The organism is Streptomyces sp. NPDC002935 (genome assembly GCF_040611295.1).
Lineage (GTDB): Bacteria > Actinomycetota > Actinomycetes > Streptomycetales > Streptomycetaceae > Streptomyces.
This window is the reverse complement of record NZ_JBEXNW010000011.1, coordinates 206,989-223,108: the sequence shown is the minus strand read 5'-3', so window position 1 is coordinate 223,108 and position 16,120 is coordinate 206,989. Positions and strand designations below refer to the sequence as shown.

Below are 16,120 nucleotides of genomic sequence, written 5' to 3'. Positions count from 1 at the left end.
GCTCGTCGGGGTGGTGCTTGCGGTGGTGGTGGGCTGCGGGGCAGGGTGCGGGGTGTGCCTACCTTGCTGATCGTGCATCACACGCCCTCGCCCAACTGCCAGGCCTTGTTCGAAGCCGTGCTCTCCGGCGCGACGGCGCCCGAGATCGAGGGTGTCCGGGTGGTGAGGCGGGCGGCGCTCGACGCGACGGCTTCGGATGTGCTCGCGGCCGACGGCTATGTGCTCGGCACCCCGGCGAACCTCGGCTACATGTCGGGCGCGCTGAAGCATTTCTTCGACCAGGTCTACTACCCGTGCCTGGACACGACGGGCGGGCGCCCCTTCGGCTACTACGTGCACGGCGGAAACGACGTCACGGGAGCGGTGCGCGGCATCGAGTCGATCACGACAGGGCTCGGCTGGCGGCGTGCGGCCGAGGCGGTGAAGGTGACCGGTGAGCCGGGCAAGGCCGACATCGAAGACTGCTGGGAGCTCGGCGCGACCCTCGCCGCCCAACTGATGGACTGATCCCGGGTGTGTTGCGGCGGCCGTGTCCAGGCTGCCGCTACCCGGCGCCGCTACCCGGCGGCGGTCGGGGCGAACGTGCGGGCGAGATGGGCCGTCAGTTGCGCCGCCGTAGGCGGGGACAGACGCGCGCTGACATACCCGTCCGGCCGGACCAGGAAGGCCGTCGTCCCGTCGGAGAGCGCGTAGAGACGGGCGAACTCGCCGAGGGCGTCGACGTACGCCGGTGGGCCGGAGGCCTCCGGAGCGGTACCGGCGGGCAGGATCACGCAGGTGTCGACCCGTCCCTGGGAGAACTGGCCCGCCTCGTCGGCGAGTTGCTCGGCGCGGTCTCCGTCTCCGTACAGCAGCAGCACATGTCCGCGGTCACGCAGAAGGTCGTACAGGCGCAGGGGAAACGCGGCGATGTGCGCCGTGAGTCCGTTGCAGTCCGGTGCCCGGTCGCCCGGCTGGGGTCCGGGTCCCTCGGACGCCGGGTCCACGAGTGGGCTGCCGCGGTAGCCGACGAGGAGTTGGGCCTCACGCAGCATCATGGTCCGCGGATCGGTCCGGTCGGCCTGAATGCCCTGCGTGGCGTGCCGGACCGTACGGTCGACGACCTCCTCACCGACCGGCCGCCGCTCGGCGTCGTAACTCGCCGCCAGGTCGGGGTGCGCGCCGCCCTCGATGGCGAGGGCGAGTTTCCACGCCAGGTTCCAGGCGTCCTGGATACCGGTGTTCATGCCCTGGGCTCCGGTCGGGGGATGGATGTGCGCCGCGTCCCCGGCGACGAAGACACGGCCGTCGCCGTACCGGTCGACGATCCGGTGGCTGATGCGGAACACCGAGGACCAGCGCAGGGCCGAGGCGGTCGTGGGCTGCGGAGACAGCCGGTCCAGCACGGCCTGGATGTCGGAGAGCGCGGGCGCGTCGCCGCTCTCCAGGCCGTGGGCGACCCCGTCGGCGGGCTCGGCCGGTCCGTCCTGCCGCCCGGCCGCGGAGAGTTCGGGCGGGACCATCATCGACATGCGGTACCGTCCCCGGCCGGGCAGCGGGATGCACACCAGCGCGTCGTCCACGTCGCCGTCGGCGTTGCGGTGCAGGGAGCGGACGCCGTACCCCGGCGGCAGGTCCCAGTCGACCTCCACGTCACCGAGCATGTACTCCTCCGGGAACGCGCTGCCCTCGAAGCTGAGACCCAACTGCTTGCGCACCACGCTGTGCGCGCCGTCGCAGCCCACCAAGTACCGTGCCCTGACCTCCTCCTCGGCCCCGGACGCCGACCGCAGGGCGACCGTCACACCGTCGGTGTCCTGGCGGAACGAGACCAGTTCGGTGCCCCGCTCGATCCTTGTCCCGAACCGCGCGAGGAACGCGTCGAGGATGCGTTCCGTCTCGTACTGCGGCAAGGCGGCGAAACCGTACGGCACTTCGGGCGGCAGGACGAGGTCGATCCGGGCCTGTTCGACACCGTTGACGTACGCCAGCTGTCCGTACATCGGGACCGCCGCCTCCAGGGCCGTGCGGGCGAGCCCCATACGGTCCCAGATCTCCAGGGTACGTGGCTGGATGCCCACGGCCTTCGCGTACGGGAGCCGTGCCGGAAGCCGGTCGACGATACGGCAGCGCACCCCGTGTCTGCGCAGCTCCGCGGCCGCTGTGAGTCCCACCGGGCCGCCGCCCGCGACGACGACGTCGGTTCCGTACGTGTGCGCCACGGGAGCCTCCCTGCGTACGCCCCCTGCGTCGAGTCGATCTCCCTCCATCGTGGCCCCCGGGCGACCGGCCTCGCTACTCGATCACCCGCGTGAGGAGCCCGTACGGCACCGGGCGGCGACGGCACACCGCATGCGAACAGGGCAGGTGGAAGCCACGATGGTTCGTGAGGGGAGGGGCACCGAGCCTCACCCTGTACCCCCTACCGGAGGTGCGCGGTGGCAGGCACGGAACCGGGCAGCCGAACGGGCAACATCTTCTTCGAGTTCGCGCCGTGGATCATCTACGACGTCGTGGCCGCCCCAGCACCTGGAAGCACGCGGCGCCGGCGGCCCTGCCGGCGTCGCTCCGCACGTCACCCCATCTCCCCTTGTTCCGCGCGAGGTCGGTTCAGCGTTGTGCGGGAGGCGGCGATCCGTCGGCGTGGAGCCGGGGGTGGCCGTTCACGGGACGGTGGGGGAGGGTGAGGTGGTGGGAGGCGGTGCGTTCGATGACCAGGAAGGCGGCGTCGTCGCCGGGTTGGTCGCCCACGTGCCGGACCAGGTCGTCGTGGATCCGGCGCAGCAGGGCGTCGGGGCCGGAGGCGGTAAAGGTGGCGACGCGCTCGGCGAGGGGGTAGAAGGCACCCGCCGGGGAGCGGGCCTCGATCACGCCATCGGTGTACAGCAGCAGGAAGTCGCCGGCTTCGAAGGCGAACGGGTCGGTGCGGTGGCTCTCCGCGGGCAGCTCGCACATGCCCAGCGGGGGCACGGGGTGCCGAGCGTGCAGGACGGTGACCTCGTGATCGCGCAGGAGCAGGGGCGGCGGATGGCCGCAGTGGATCATTTCGACCTGCCCGCCGTCGTCGGGGATGTCGAGAACGAGTGCCGTGATGAAGTGTTCGCCCGGGTCGTGCTCGGTGTCGGCCACCTCGTCCAGGTCCCGGCACACGCTCACCTCCAGGGCCGCCGTCAGCTCCGGCAGGGTGGCGTACCGGTGGGCACCTTCGCGGAATGCGCCCAGCAGGACCGACGCCTCACCGATGGCGGCCAGCCCCTTGCCCCGGACGTCGCCGATGATGACGCGGGTGGACGAGTCGGCGGAGCGGGTGACCGCGAACAGGTCGCCGCCGATCTGGGTGTCGTCCTCGGCGGCCAGATACAGCCAGGCCACCCGCAGCGGACCGATCCGGCGTGGTGGTGGCCGCAGCAGAACCCGCTGCGCGGTCTCGGCGACCGATCGTGCCCGCACCAGCTCGCGGGCGCGCCGTTCTCGTACATGGCACACGAACACCACCAGTGCGGAGAGCACCACCAGGGCGATCAGCTGGGCGATGTGGTTGGTGGTGCCGATTCCGCCGTGGAGTATGGCGATGACCACCTGGGCGGCCACGGCCAGGAGCCCGACCAGAGCGGTCAGCATGGGGCCCGCGAGCGAGGCGGTGAGGGTCGGCGCGATGACCAGCAACGGGCCCAGGTGCACGTCGGCGGGGGAGCGGACGTCCACCACGGTGATCACGACGATCAACGCGAGCGGGACCGCCACCAGACCGCGGCTCGACGGTTGCTCCACGAGACGGTCCATTGACATGCGCCGGTTGCCCACATGCCCCATTTTGTACCTATTTCTGCGGCTGCGGGTCTCTCCACGCGACACCTGCTGCCGACGAGTCCGACGCGAGCGCCGGTTCTCGTCGGCGCCCTCGGAGGCCCCGGGGCGGGTCTGTCAGCCCGGGATGCCGTTTCCGCGACGGGTGGACATCAGTTCCACAGCGGGTAGCTGACGGTGTGCGCGTATCCCTGCGGCCGGTCGTTGGTGTACACCAACGTCATCTGGGAGTAGTGCTGCACCTGCGGCTTCTTCTTCCACGGCTCCGGGTGGTCCAGCAGGACGATGACCCGGTACGAGTGGAACTTGCCCGCCGCGCAGTACGGCTTGCAGTCGTTCACCATGTTGACGCCCTCGGCCACCGCGGAGTGCTGGTTCCAGTGCGACCAGTGGAGTGAGACGAGGCGGCTGTTGCCGTCACCGCAGGCCAGGATGAAGTTGGCGGGCCGTACTTCCGGGTGCCAGAAGCAGTCGACGAGAACGGGGGTTCCCTGTCGTTGCTTCGCGGCGTGTGACGCTGTGGGGGCGGCGGACGCGGTTCCCACGACGGCGGCGAGTGACGCGGCCGCGCAGAGGGTGATCGCTGTTCTGACTGAGTTTCTGCGCATATCAGCTCCGTGCGGGACGCTCTGCCATTCGGTCACCAGCGTTTCGTCTCTGCCTCGACGCTACGACCCTGATCGGTGATGTTCCACTCATACGGATTAACGACACCATTTCGTGAGAAGTACCGATGAGCGGAGCACGCCGAACCACTCGGCTGCCCGGTGCCGCCCTAGAATTCGTCCGTGATGATTAAAGCCGGGCAGCAGCGTGGGCGCAGGCCGGGAAGCCCGGACACCCGAGCCGCGATCCTGGACGTCGCGCGCCGCCGCTTTCTCGAGGACGGCTATCACGCGGTGACCCTGCGGTCCATCGCCGGCGAGGCCGAGGTCGATCTCGCTCTGATCAGCTACTACTTCGGTTCCAAGAAAGGCCTGTTCGGTGCCGCTCTGGCGCTGGGCGCGAACCCGGCCGAAGTCCTCGCGCGGGTCGTGGAGGAAGGGGACCTCAACACGTTCCCCGAACGGGTCGTCCGTCAGGTCCTCGCCGTCTGGGACGATCCCGTGACCGGCCCGCCCCTGCTCGCGATGCTGAAGAGCGCGATCGACGACGACCCCGTCGGCGAACTCGTCAAAGAGGCGGTCGAGCGCGAGATCGTGGACCGGATCGCGACTCTCGTGCCGGGACGGAACGCGCGGCAACGCGCCGGCTCGTTCACCACGGTGATCGCCGGACTGATCGCCACCCGCTATCTGCTGCGCCTGGAGCCGATCGTTTCCATGACGGCCGACGAGGTGGTGCGTTTCGTAAGCCCGCAGTTGAGGCAGGCGCTGCGCGGCCCCGCACGCTCGGCGCCGCACGCCCGGCCCGTGGGGCGACCGGCGCCGCGCCTCTGATCTGCCGGCCGCGTTCCTTCGTAGGCGTCCAGGCCCCGACGCCCCGACGGCCGGCGTCTCGTACGGTGCGAGACGCCGGCCCGGAACTCTCAGAGGTACGAGGGCTGCTTCTCCGCGCGGACCGGCCGCGGGACGTCCTGGTCGTCCGCGTACTGCTCCGGCCGCGGAGCGGAACGGAGCAGCAGGGCGACAGCGACGGCGGCGAGGACGGCGGCCGCAGCGGCTCCCAGGAGTGCGAGGTGCATGCCGTCGACGAAGGCGGTCGTCGCCCGGTCGGAGACCGGGCCGCCGATGGCGTGGGCGGCGGCCAGGGAGGAGCGCGCCGCGTCCGCCACCCGGTCCGGCAGGCCGGAGAGGCTCAGGTGATCGCGGTAGGCGGCACTGAGCAGGCTGCCGAGGACGGCGATCCCGAGGGCGCCGCCCAGCTCACGCGCCAGGTCGTTCATGGCGGAGCCGACGTTCTGCAGCGAGCGCGGCAGGGCGTCCGTGATGGACGTCGTGGCCGGTGTCATGGCCAGACCCATCCCCGCGCCCAGGGGCACGAGACCGGTGGCGATGAGCCAGTACGGGCTGGACGCGTCGAGCCGTGAGAGGAGCCCCATGCCCGCGGCGACGCCCACCAGACCGATGACCCAGGGTCCTCGCATGCCGAACCTGGCCACCAGACGCGGGGTGGCACGGGAGAGCGGCACCATGGTCACGGCCATGGGCAGCATGGCGGTGGCCGCCATCAAGGCGCTGTCGCCACGCACCAGTTGCAGGTACTGCATCATCACGAAGATGAACCCGAAGAAGACGAAGAACTGAAGCATGATCGACAGCGAGCCCGCGGCGAAGTGGCGGTTGCGGAACAGCCGGGGGTCCAGCAGCGGGTTCTCGCGGCGCAGCTCGAAGAGGACGAATCCGGTCAGCACCGCCAGGCCCAGTCCGATGCCCGCGAGCGTGACCGGGTCGGCCCATCCTCGGGTCGGCGCCTCGATGACCGAGTAGACGAGCGCGACCAGGCCCACCACGGAGAGGAGAGCGCCTCCGACGTCGAGCCGGGGCTGCTGCGGTTCCGCGGACTCGGGCACGAACAGCAGCGTGCCGACCAGGGCGACCAGGGCCAGGACGACGTTCAGCAGGAACACCGAGCGCCACGACCAGCCCTCCAGCAGTGCTCCGGTGGCGAACAGGCCCACCAGAGCGCTGGCTCCGGCGACCGCGGCCCAGACACTGACCGCCCGCGCCCGCTGCGCGCGCGGGAACGTGCTGGTGATCGTCGACAGGGTGGCGGGCATGACCAGCGCCGCACCCACGCCGAGGACGCCCCGCAGGGCGATGAGTGTCGAGGGTTCGGTCGTCAGCGCGGCGGCGGCCGATCCGGCACCGAAGATCGCCAGTCCCGCGAGCAGGGCCCGCCTGCGGCCGAAACGGTCACCCAGGGCGCCGGCCGGCAGCAGCAGCGACGCGAAGACGAGACTGTAGGAGTCGATGATCCAGGACAGCTGTGTCTGCGTCGCGTGCGTCTCGCGAGCGAGATCGGGCAGCGCCACATTGAGCGACGCCATGGCGGCGACCACCGTGCCGAGGGCGACGCAGGTGACCACCAGGATCAGATGGGGGCGTGCGGCCGGTACGGAACCGGTGGCAGGGGCGCGTGTGGAGGGCATAGTGCTCTGTCCTTCGTCCGAGCGGTCCGGGGGGATCCCGGTGCCTGGTCCCAGAGTCGGGAGTGCGGAATGCGATTTCCACGTTGATGAATTAGGGACCTCGTCCGTCGGCCGGAGACGAGGGGCCGCGCGCTGTCGCCGCCCCTCGTCGCCGAGTGAGGGAAAAGTGCCGGTCAGCGGACCGGACTGCCCGATGCGGCGGCCCGCCGCGGACGAGCGCAGTCACGTCCCTGTCTCCGGATCGGTGCACGAGGCCGGCCCCTGTTGAATTTCTCGACCCGGTCGTACGGCGAGGCGGACGAGGCTCTCCGATGGTCCCCGACCGGACCCCTCGCCCGTCCGTGAGGCCGACGCTGTGCCGTCCGGCCGGGCGCCCCGCCCGGCCGGGTGGCATCCAAATCCCCTGACCCGCGGGGACGCGGGCGCGTTCAGGTGCTGACGGTCCCGGCTACTGGCGAGCGGTCCACGCTCCCGCGCCGGTCGACGGTGCTCTGGGCGGCTAAGGCCCCGGCGCGATCGTCGGCCGAGTCGGGTCGGCAAGCGTGGCTGCCGTCCCGACTCCCATCGGTCGTGCCGCTGATCAGGCGCCGCGGGTTTCCTCCGACTTGATCCGACGGACAGCCCTAGCGGTCGGTGGGGCGCGTCCGTAGATCCGTGACGTGCCGGCGGACCAATTCCCATGCCGCGGCCGGAAGTCGGCTCAGGGCGCCGTTCCGCAGGGTGTGGAGACCCTGTTCGGTGTCGGGGTGGCACACGGTGCTGTCGCTGAGCACCTCGCCGTCGTCGCGGACGGCGACGCGCAGGCGATGCTGTCCGGCGTCGGCGGTGTGCAGGGCGGCGGCGACGACGAGAGGCGGTGGCCCACCCGCCTCGCCCGCGGCCTTGTGGTAAACACTGGCGACCGGCGCGCTCCAACGGAGACTCAGCAGCAGATGACGCTTGGCCAGGACCTCGGCCAGGTCGGTCTCGTAGATGCCGTCGGGTTCCAGGATCACCGCACGGGCGTCCAGTACGAGTGCCGCGGGCAGCAGACAACGCAGTGTGCTGCCGACGAGATTGCCGCCGACGGTGGCCGTCCGGCGCACGGCTCCGGTCCCCACGGTGGCGGCCGCCCGGCGCAGCACCTCCGGCACGCGGTCGTCGATACGGTTCAGCACCACGGCCGCGCCCAGGGCCTCACGCCCGATCGCGTTGGCCTCCGGGAGGTTGCGCAGCGACATGGCGTGGTCGGGGAAGCCGTCCCGTTGCCAGGCGGCCCACACCAGTGTGGCGCCGCCTATCGGCACCGCCCCCTCGGTCATGCACTCCTGTGCTTCGGACACGGACGTGGGGAGACGCAACAGCACGGCAGCCGACCTGCTTTCCTGGTGACTTGGCGGCGGGGTACGCGGTGTCTGGGCCAAAAGACCGTCGACAGGCGCATTTTCGCCGTACGGACGGGGGCGCGTACAGGGCACACTGCTTCGATCGGTGCGCCCCGCTCGCGGATGCGCACACGATGAGGTCATGCGTCGGGCCCCGCGCCTGTTGTCCGCACTCACCGAACGGCGGCCGCGCGGCTCTTCCCTGCCGGGAGTGACGGCTTGCCCGGGACGACTCCCAACTGCCTTCGTGACGGCCGGAGTAGGCCGCCCAGCGCCCCTCGTGCCGGACCAGGGTGACGCGGCGCCCGAAGCAACTGGTCATCCAGGAATCGGTAAGGGTGTCGTCGACGGGACCGCGCGCGAGGGCAGGTCCAGGGCGTAGAACGGCTCGTCGAGCAGCAGCAGGGCCGGTTCGGCCCCGGCGGTTGACCTGTCGACAGCACCAGCTCCAGGACCGGCCGCACCCGGGACGGCTGCCAGGCCGGCCGGTGCGGCGGCCTCAGCTGGAGGATGACCGCCACCAGGATCGCGGCGGTCACCTCCCAGCGCGGCTCACCGTGCGTCACCCGCCGTCCGGCGGGCGCCACTTCGCGCTCGCCGGACTCCAGGAGCCGGTCGATCCTGACCGGTCGGCCCTCGGTATCGGTCGCATCGTCGTTCAGGGACGTGTTTGTCGCGCGTCACATGTTGATCAAGTGACGCCCCGGCTCGGCTACCTCGGCGGATGCCAGGCACTGTTGGTCTGACCAGCAGGGACGCTGTTGTCATCTGTCGTTGTTGGCCGTTGTTGGGCTTCCTCGGACGGCCCATGGACGGCCCAGTTCTCGTGCGTCTCCGTGGGGCGGCGTTAAGTGAGCCCAGCAGATTTACAGCGGGCTCAGTCTCCGCACCCCTGCCTGCGGCTCTCTGTCTTCAGTCCAGCGCTGGGGGACGTCCGGGGGGAATCAGCCGCAGCATGAGGTGTGCCGCCATCGCCCCGAATGCCTAACCTCGGGCTTTCGCGCGGCTCGGTGTCCAGTACGTGATCATGTCAACAGAAGGGCCCCTCTGACCAGCGAAAATGAGGATGTCGAGGTCCTTGTTCCCGCGCCATCCGGAGGCACTTCCCAGGTGAAGAAGCGCACAGGCTGAGAATGCCGCACGGCCATGCGCGCCATACGCTCGGCATATGTCCGATTTCATCGCCGCCGGCGCCTCAGCCGACGACCTTCCCGCACCGGCCGAGGGTCTGCTGCTCACGCACTTCCTCACGGTTGGCGACGTCCCTCGCTCGCGGGCGTTCTATGCCGATGTGCTGGGCGGGCAGGTGGTGCTGGAGGAGAACCCCTGCATCATCAAGGTCGCCAACAGCTGGATCATCATGAACCCCGGCGGCGGGCCCACCGATGACAAACCCGACGTCGTCCTGCGCCCGCCGGAGGACCGCCACACCGTCTCCAGCTTCCTGAACGTACGGGTGGCGGACATCCACGGCTTCTACGCGGCAGCCCGCGCCAAGGGAGCCGAGTTCCTCACCGCGCCCATCGACCGGCGCGCCGAGCTGCGCTGCTACATGCGCGACCCGGATGGCTACCTCATCGAGGTCGGCCAGTCCACGGGCCTGCTCAAGGGCATCCTGGCGCGCACCAATACCGAAGCCTGACCACTGCACTGCGCTGCACTGCTGACTGAATTCGTCAGATGCGACGGACCGGGTCCGTGATTCCGCCGGGGCACGCAAGCGCCGCGATGTCCCATCCGGCGCGTCCGGCCCCGGCCTGGTAGGCGCTTTCGTAGAAGGCGAGCACGGCGGCGCGTGGATCGGCCTCGGTGCGGGCCGCGTCGTAGCGCAGCACGGCCAGGTGGCTGTCGCCCTTCGCCACCCATTGCGCGGACGCCGGGCTGAGCGGCGCTTCGGCCAGGCCGGCGGGCTCGGGCGCGGTGTACGAGTAGAAGGCGGGCTCGGCGAAGGTGTCGTCGCCGAACCAGAAGCCGAAGCTGATCACTTCCGAGGAGTACGCCTCCCGGGTGACCGGGTCGACCTGCTCGGGCTGGTCGACCCGGCGTCCGGAGAACCGGCTGTGGGCGATGTCGAAGGTGTGCCAGAAGTGGTGCACCGGGCTGGCCTTCCCCGAGAAGCCTGCCGCGAACTCCTCCAGCACGGACGCCACCTGGCTCAGCACCCGCCAGTAGCGGTTTGCGGCCACCGGGTCGTAGGTCGCGTGCTCGGTGTCCTCGGCGAACGGCCGGTCGGTGTCGGGCAGATCGAAGGGCCTGGGAATAGCCATGTCCACCCGGACGCCCAGCGCGGCCAGAGCGGCCAGGGTCTGGTCGTAGAAGGATGCGACGGACTGGCCCGGAAGCGGAAAGGACCGCTCTTCGCCGTCCAGCGTCATGACGGCGAGCCGGTGGTCGACGAAGTCGAAGTCGATCGTGAAGATCGGATTCCCGTCGGCCTGACTCATCGGACGGGTGGTGATGCCGTGCCCAGTGACATGGAAGGGGACGTTCCACCAGTGGTTGCGCCGGGCGCTCGCGGCCAAGCGGATCTTGCCGACGATCTGCGCGAAGCGGTGCAGCGTCTCCTTGGTGTCCTGCCACTCCGCCAGCGGCACCGGCGGGAACAGATCCATCGCCTGCCCCTTCCCGCCCGGCGCTCACGCGGCGGCCGGGCAGTCTCATCATGACCCCGCAGGGGACGTCCGGCACGCTGCCGAGGGAGCGGTTCAAGCCGAGTACCTCGGTCACTCCGACCCGGGATTCACGCTCCGGACGTACACGCACCTCATGCCGAACAGCCAGGACCGTGCTCGCAAGGCCATCGACGCGGCGTTCGGCTCGCAGGGCGCGAAGGCTGGTTCCGGCGAACCCCAGTCCGGCGGCCTGAGCGGCGGCTTGGCGTAAGTCCTCGACAGCGTCCGCGGTGCAGGGCCCGAAACAGGCCGTCGGCCGTCCTCCTCCAGCGAAGGAAGAGCGCGGCCGACGGCCCACGGACGGCCCAGGAGAGTGGAATCCCGGTCTGACCTGGGGCGGTATCACATGTTGATCATGTGGCCGGCCAGTCCGTGGATGGCCTCCTTTACCGCCTCGCCGAGGGTCGGATGTCCGTGCACGTTGCGTGCGACCTCGTGGACCGTCAGATCCCACTGCTGGGCGAGCGTCAACTCCGGTAGCAGCTCGGTGACTTCGGGGCCGATCAGATGGGCGCCGAGGAGTTCGCCGTATCGCGCGTCGCTGAGGATCTTGACGAAACCCGCGGTCTCACCCAGGCCGTGGGCCTTGCCGTTGGCGGTGAAGGGGAATTTCGCCACCTGGACGTCGAAGCCCTTCTCCCGGGCCTGTGCCTCGGTCCAGCCGAAGCTGGCGATCTGCGGCTGGCAGTAGGTCGCCCGCGGGATCATGACGTAGTCGAGTTCCATCGTCTCCGCGTCGGCGATCGTCTCGGCCGCCACGATGCCCATCGACTCGGCCGCGTGGGCGAGCATCAGCTTCGCCGTGACGTCGCCGATGGCGTAGATGTTCGGCACGCTCGTACGACAGCGGGCGTCGATGTCGATCGCCCCGCGGTCGGTGAGCTTCACCCCGGTGTTCTCCAGGCCGTAGCCCTGCACCCGCGGCTGGAACCCGATCGCCTGCAGTACCTTGCCGGCCTCCAGCGTCTGCCGCTGGCCGCCCGTGGTCACCATGACCTTGACCGCGTCCCCGGAGTCGTCGATCGCCTCGACGCGGGTCGACGTCAGCACATTGACGCCGAGCCGCTTGTAACGGCGGGCCAGCTCCGCGGAGACCTCCTCGTCCTCCAACGGGACGATCCGGTCGAGGAATTCGACGAGGGTGACCTGGACGCCGTAGTTGTGGAGAATGTAGGCGAACTCGACGCCGATGGCACCCGCACCCGCGATGATGATGCTGTCCGGGAGCGTGTCCGACAGGATCTGCTCCTCGTACGTCACCACGCGCTCGCTCAGTGAGGTGCCGGGGAGCAGCTTGGTGGTGGCGCCGGCGGCGATGATGCAGTGGCCGAAGGTGACCGTTTCCGCGCCGCCGTCGGACAGGGCGATCTGGAGGGTGTTGTCGTCGCGGAAGGTGCCGCGGCCGGTGTACTGGGTGATCTTGTTCTTCTTCATCAGGTAGTGGACGCCCTTGACCCGTCCGTCCGCCACCTTGCGACTGCGGGTGAAGGCGGCGCCGTAGTCGAAGGTCACCTCACCGTTCACCTGGATGCCGAAGGTCTTGGCCTCCTGGGTGAAGATGTGGGCGAGCTCTGCGTTGCGCAGCAGCGCCTTCGACGGGATGCACCCCACGTTCAGGCACACACCGCCCCAGTACTTCTCCTCGACGATCGCCGTGCTGAGTCCGAGCTGGGCCGCTCGGATCGCCGCGACATATCCACCCGGGCCGGCGCCCAGGACCACCACGTCAAAGTGTGCGCTCATGGCGGCCAGCCTAGAACGCCACGCCGCCGGATCGCCGATCCTGCAGGTCCGCCGGGCCGTGGCCCGGAGTTGGCGAGGGCCCGTTGTCGCAGGGGGGGGTCCGGGCCGGCCCGTGCGGGCCGACCCGGACGTCGGGCGTCAGACGAGGTCGAACCGGTCGAGGTTCATGACCTTGTCCCAGGCGGCGACGAAGTCCTTCACGAACTTCGCCTGCGCGTCATCGCTCGCGTAGACCTCCGCGAGCGCGCGCAGCTCGGAGTTCGAGCCGAAGACGAGGTCGGCACGCGTGCCGGTCCACTTGACGTCGCCGGTGGCGTCGTCGCGGCCCTCGAAGGTGTTCGCGTCCTCGGACGTCGCCTTCCACGTCGTGCCCAGGTCGAGCAGGTTGACGAAGAAGTCGTTGGTCAGCTTCCCGGGGGTCCCGGTGAGGACACCGTGCGAGGACTGCTGGTGGTTCGCGCCCAGGACGCGCAGACCGCCGACGAGGACCGTCAGCTCCGGAGCGCTCAGGGTCAGCAGGTTGGCCCGGTCGAGCAGCAGGTACTCGGCCGGCAGCCGGGTGCCCTTCCCGAGGTAGTTGCGGAAGCCGTCCGCGTTCGGCTCCAGCGCGGCGAAGGACTCCGCGTCGGTGTGCTCGTCGCTCGCGTCGACGCGGCCCGGGGCGAAGGGCACCTGGACGTCGTGACCGGCGTCCTTGGCGGCCTTCTCGACGGCGGCGACGCCGCCCAGCACGATCAGGTCGGCCAGGGAGACGTTCTTGTCACCGGAGTTGAACTCACGCTGGATGCCCTCCAGCGTGCGCAGCACCTCCGCCAGCTGGTCGGGGTCGTTGGCCTCCCAGCCGCGCTGCGGCTGCAGGCGGATGCGCGCGCCGTTGGCGCCGCCGCGCTTGTCGCTGCCGCGGAACGTCGACGCCGACGCCCACGCGGTGGAGACCAGCTGCGAGACGGTCAGGTCCGAGCCGAGGATCTTCGCCTTGAGGGCGGTGATGTCCTGGGCGTCGATGACCTCGCCCTCCGCCTCCGGCAGCGGGTCCTGCCACAGGAGGGTCTCCTGCGGGACCTCGGGGCCGAGGTAGAGCGACTTCGGGCCCATGTCGCGGTGGGTCAGCTTGTACCAGGCCCGCGCGAAGGCGTCCGCGAACTCCGCGGGGTTCTCGTGGAAGCGGCGGGAGATCGGCTCGTAGATCGGGTCGAGGCGCAGCGACAGGTCCGTCGTGAGCATCGAGGGAGCGATCTTCTTCGAGGGGTCGTGGGCGGCGGGGACGGTGCCCGCGCCCGCGCCGTCCTTCGGCTTCCACTGGTTGGCGCCCGCGGGGCTCTGGGTCAGCTCCCACTCGTAACCGAAGAGGTTGTCGAAGAAGCCGTTGCTCCACTGGGTGGGCGTGGTGGTCCAGGTGACCTCCAGGCCGGAGGTGATGGCGTCCGCGCCCTTGCCCGTGCCGTACGTGCTCTTCCAGCCCAGGCCCTGCGCCTCGATCGGGGCGGCCTCGGGGTCGTCGCCGACGCTCTCCGCCGGGCCCGCGCCGTGGGTCTTGCCGAAGGTGTGACCGCCCGCGATCAGGGCGACCGTCTCCTCGTCGTTCATCGCCATCCGGCGGAAGGTCTCACGGATGTCGCGGGCCGCGGCGATCGGGTCCGGGTTGCCGTTGGGGCCCTCCGGGTTGACGTAGATGAGGCCCATCTGCACGGCGCCGAGCGGGTTCTCCAGCTCGCGGTCGCCGGTGTAGCGCTCGTCGTCGAGCCAGGTGGTCTCGGGACCCCAGTACACGTCCTCCTCGGACTCCCAGACGTCCTCGCGGCCGCCGGCGAAGCCGAACGTGTCGAAGCCCATCTGCTCCAGGGCGACATTGCCGGCGAGGATCATGAGGTCGGCCCAGGAGAGGCTCTGGCCGTACTTCTTCTTGACGGGCCACAGCAGACGGCGGGCCTTGTCGAGGTTGCCGTTGTCCGGCCAGCTGTTGAGGGGGGCGAAGCGCTGCTGCCCGGCACCGGCGCCGCCGCGGCCGTCACTGATGCGGTAGGTACCCGCGCTGTGCCATGCCATACGGATCATGAAGGGGCCGTAGTTGCCGAAGTCGGCGGGCCACCAGTCCTGCGAGGTGGTGAGCACCTCGGCGATGTCCTGCTTCACGGCCGCCAGGTCGAGGGACTCGAAGGCCGCGGCGTAGTCGAAGCCCTCGCCGAGCGGGTTGGCCACGGCGGGGTTCTTGGCGAGGATCTTCAGGTTGAGCCGCTCCGGCCACCACTGGCGGTTCCCGCCGCCCTGGGTCGGGTGCGCGGCGCGACCGTGCGCGACCGGGCAGCCGCCTCCGGCCTCCGTTTTTGCGTCGGTGACGATCGCGTCATGGTTCTCAGACATGGGAATCCTTCCGGACGGGGCGGATCTCGGTGCTCAGAGACTGCGGGTGGGGGAACAGCCGGGGCGGGGGCCCCGACGGCCGGCCCAGGAACCATCGACGGTGTCGACGGGGAGGCCGTGGTCTTCGGACGGGAACGGGCAGAGGGCGCAGCCCACCGCACAGGCGAGCGCGGGGACGCGGTACACCGCTCGCGGCGGATCGGCTGGACCGGTCCGATACGGGGTACACATCCCGCCACAGTGCGTGGACGGAGGGCCGTGTGCGACGTGCGGGGAGGTACGGCGCCGGGTCGGCACACCCCGGTAGCGAGCGCGTCGTCGCCGAGGGGGCCCAGGGCTCCGGGAGGGTCCCGAGCAGCGTGTCATGGGCGGCCGTCACCCGCAGGCCGACGCCGCGTGAATCAACGGCGGTGGTCCCGACATCTCTGTCTCTCCTGCCCGTACTGGAGTCTTCCTGTCCCTTGGCCAGTGCCAAAACCGATCCTACAATGGACAGAGTCCAAGTCAAGAAGGACGCCAAACGCGTATCCGATCGGACCCAGGATGCACACCGATAAACTGCGGGTTCCCACTGATCCTGAAAAGGTGAACCGATATGAGTGACCTGCTGGAGCGACTGCGAGGACGTGGCTGGCGGATGACCTCCCAGCGGCGTGTCGTTGCGGAGGTCCTCGACGGCGAGCATGTGCATCTCACGGCCGACGAGGTGCACGCCCGCGCGGCGGAGCGGCTGCCCGAGATCTCCCGGGCGACCGTCTACAACGCCCTGGGGGAACTGGTCTCCCTCGGCGAGGTCATCGAGGTCTCCACCGACGGCCGCGCCAAGCGTTATGACCCCAACGCCCACCACCCGCACCAGCACCTGGTGTGCTCCAGCTGTGGCACCGTCCGTGACGTCCACCCGACCGGCAACCCACTGGCCGACCTTCCGGCCGCGGAACGATTCGGTTTCACCGTGGCGGCTGTCGAGGTCACCTATCGGGGGTTGTGCCCTTCGTGCGCCTGACGCCTGTCCGGGCCCTGCCCTGCGGCCGACGGACCGGTCCATGATCCGTCCGGCGGCGCCCGGCCCTGTGGTGCCCCGCCCGGCCGTGCATAGGCTT

12 protein-coding genes and 2 pseudogenes are annotated in these 16,120 nt (G+C 70.1%); 5 read left to right on the top strand and 9 right to left on the bottom strand.

What is annotated here, in order from left to right:
• Nucleotides 1–54: 54 nt before the first annotated feature.
• The gene (locus tag ABZX90_RS17670; RefSeq protein WP_355205815.1) at nt 55–507 is read left to right on the top strand and encodes a flavodoxin family protein; all 453 of its coding nucleotides are present in this window, start codon (nt 55–57) and stop codon (nt 505–507) included.
• A gap of 50 nt (nt 508–557) precedes the next feature.
• Here ABZX90_RS17670 and ABZX90_RS17665 read toward each other — a convergent pair whose 3' ends face one another.
• The 3 genes from ABZX90_RS17665 to ABZX90_RS17655 all read right to left on the bottom strand — a co-directional run bounded on the left by ABZX90_RS17665 (nt 558) and on the right by ABZX90_RS17655 (nt 4,394).
• A complete protein-coding gene (locus tag ABZX90_RS17665; RefSeq protein ID WP_351120931.1) occupies nt 558–2,201 on the bottom strand; it encodes an FAD-dependent monooxygenase in 1,644 nt (547 codons plus the stop codon).
• Nucleotides 2,202–2,589: 388 nt separating this feature from the next.
• Nucleotides 2,590–3,750, bottom strand: a complete 1,161-nt coding sequence (locus tag ABZX90_RS17660; RefSeq protein ID WP_351120933.1) for a PP2C family protein-serine/threonine phosphatase — start codon at nt 3,748–3,750, stop codon at nt 2,590–2,592.
• Between the two features lie 188 nt (nt 3,751–3,938).
• On the bottom strand, nt 3,939–4,394 hold the full coding sequence (locus tag ABZX90_RS17655) for a hypothetical protein (RefSeq protein WP_351120935.1): 456 nt from the start codon (nt 4,392–4,394) through the stop codon (nt 3,939–3,941).
• A 183-nt stretch (nt 4,395–4,577) separates the two neighbouring features.
• Here ABZX90_RS17655 and ABZX90_RS17650 point away from each other — a divergent pair, with 183 nt between their 5' ends.
• The gene (locus tag ABZX90_RS17650) at nt 4,578–5,225 is read left to right on the top strand and encodes a TetR family transcriptional regulator (protein ID WP_355205921.1); all 648 of its coding nucleotides are present in this window, start codon (nt 4,578–4,580) and stop codon (nt 5,223–5,225) included.
• Between the two features lie 89 nt (nt 5,226–5,314).
• Here ABZX90_RS17650 and ABZX90_RS17645 read toward each other — a convergent pair whose 3' ends face one another.
• The 3 genes and pseudogenes from ABZX90_RS17645 to ABZX90_RS17635 form a co-directional block, all read right to left on the bottom strand.
• On the bottom strand, nt 5,315–6,877 hold the full coding sequence (locus ABZX90_RS17645) for an MFS transporter (RefSeq protein ID WP_351120937.1): 1,563 nt from the start codon (nt 6,875–6,877) through the stop codon (nt 5,315–5,317).
• Nucleotides 6,878–7,500: 623 nt separating this feature from the next.
• A complete protein-coding gene (locus ABZX90_RS17640) occupies nt 7,501–8,223 on the bottom strand; it encodes an FAD binding domain-containing protein (RefSeq protein ID WP_351120939.1) in 723 nt (240 codons plus the stop codon).
• 271 nt (nt 8,224–8,494) lie between these two features.
• A pseudogene (locus tag ABZX90_RS17635) lies at nt 8,495–8,658 on the bottom strand (ABC transporter ATP-binding protein); the annotation flags it as partial.
• Between the two features lie 751 nt (nt 8,659–9,409).
• Here ABZX90_RS17635 and ABZX90_RS17630 point away from each other — a divergent pair.
• A complete protein-coding gene (locus ABZX90_RS17630; protein WP_351120941.1) occupies nt 9,410–9,883 on the top strand; it encodes a VOC family protein in 474 nt (157 codons plus the stop codon).
• Nucleotides 9,884–9,917: 34 nt separating this feature from the next.
• Here ABZX90_RS17630 and ABZX90_RS17625 read toward each other — a convergent pair whose 3' ends face one another.
• Nucleotides 9,918–10,853, bottom strand: a complete 936-nt coding sequence (locus ABZX90_RS17625; protein ID WP_351120942.1) for a DUF5996 family protein — start codon at nt 10,851–10,853, stop codon at nt 9,918–9,920.
• 97 nt (nt 10,854–10,950) lie between these two features.
• Between ABZX90_RS17625 and ABZX90_RS17620 the strand changes: the two are divergent.
• A pseudogene (locus tag ABZX90_RS17620) lies at nt 10,951–11,124 on the top strand (site-specific integrase); the annotation flags it as partial.
• A 131-nt stretch (nt 11,125–11,255) separates the two neighbouring features.
• On the opposite strand, the gene lpdA reads toward ABZX90_RS17620, so the two are convergent.
• Both lpdA and katG read right to left on the bottom strand, forming a co-directional pair.
• Nucleotides 11,256–12,656, bottom strand: coding sequence for a dihydrolipoyl dehydrogenase (gene lpdA / locus ABZX90_RS17615; protein WP_355205810.1), 1,401 nt, complete (start codon nt 12,654–12,656; stop codon nt 11,256–11,258).
• Between the two features lie 138 nt (nt 12,657–12,794).
• The gene (gene katG / locus ABZX90_RS17610; RefSeq protein WP_351120946.1) at nt 12,795–15,017 is read right to left on the bottom strand and encodes a catalase/peroxidase HPI; all 2,223 of its coding nucleotides are present in this window, start codon (nt 15,015–15,017) and stop codon (nt 12,795–12,797) included.
• 595 nt (nt 15,018–15,612) lie between these two features.
• Here katG and ABZX90_RS17605 point away from each other — a divergent pair.
• Nucleotides 15,613–16,023 (top strand): Fur family transcriptional regulator, encoded by a 411-nt coding sequence (locus ABZX90_RS17605; protein ID WP_351120948.1) that lies wholly within the window; start codon nt 15,613–15,615, stop codon nt 16,021–16,023.
• The last annotated feature ends 97 nt before the right edge of the window (nt 16,024–16,120 follow it).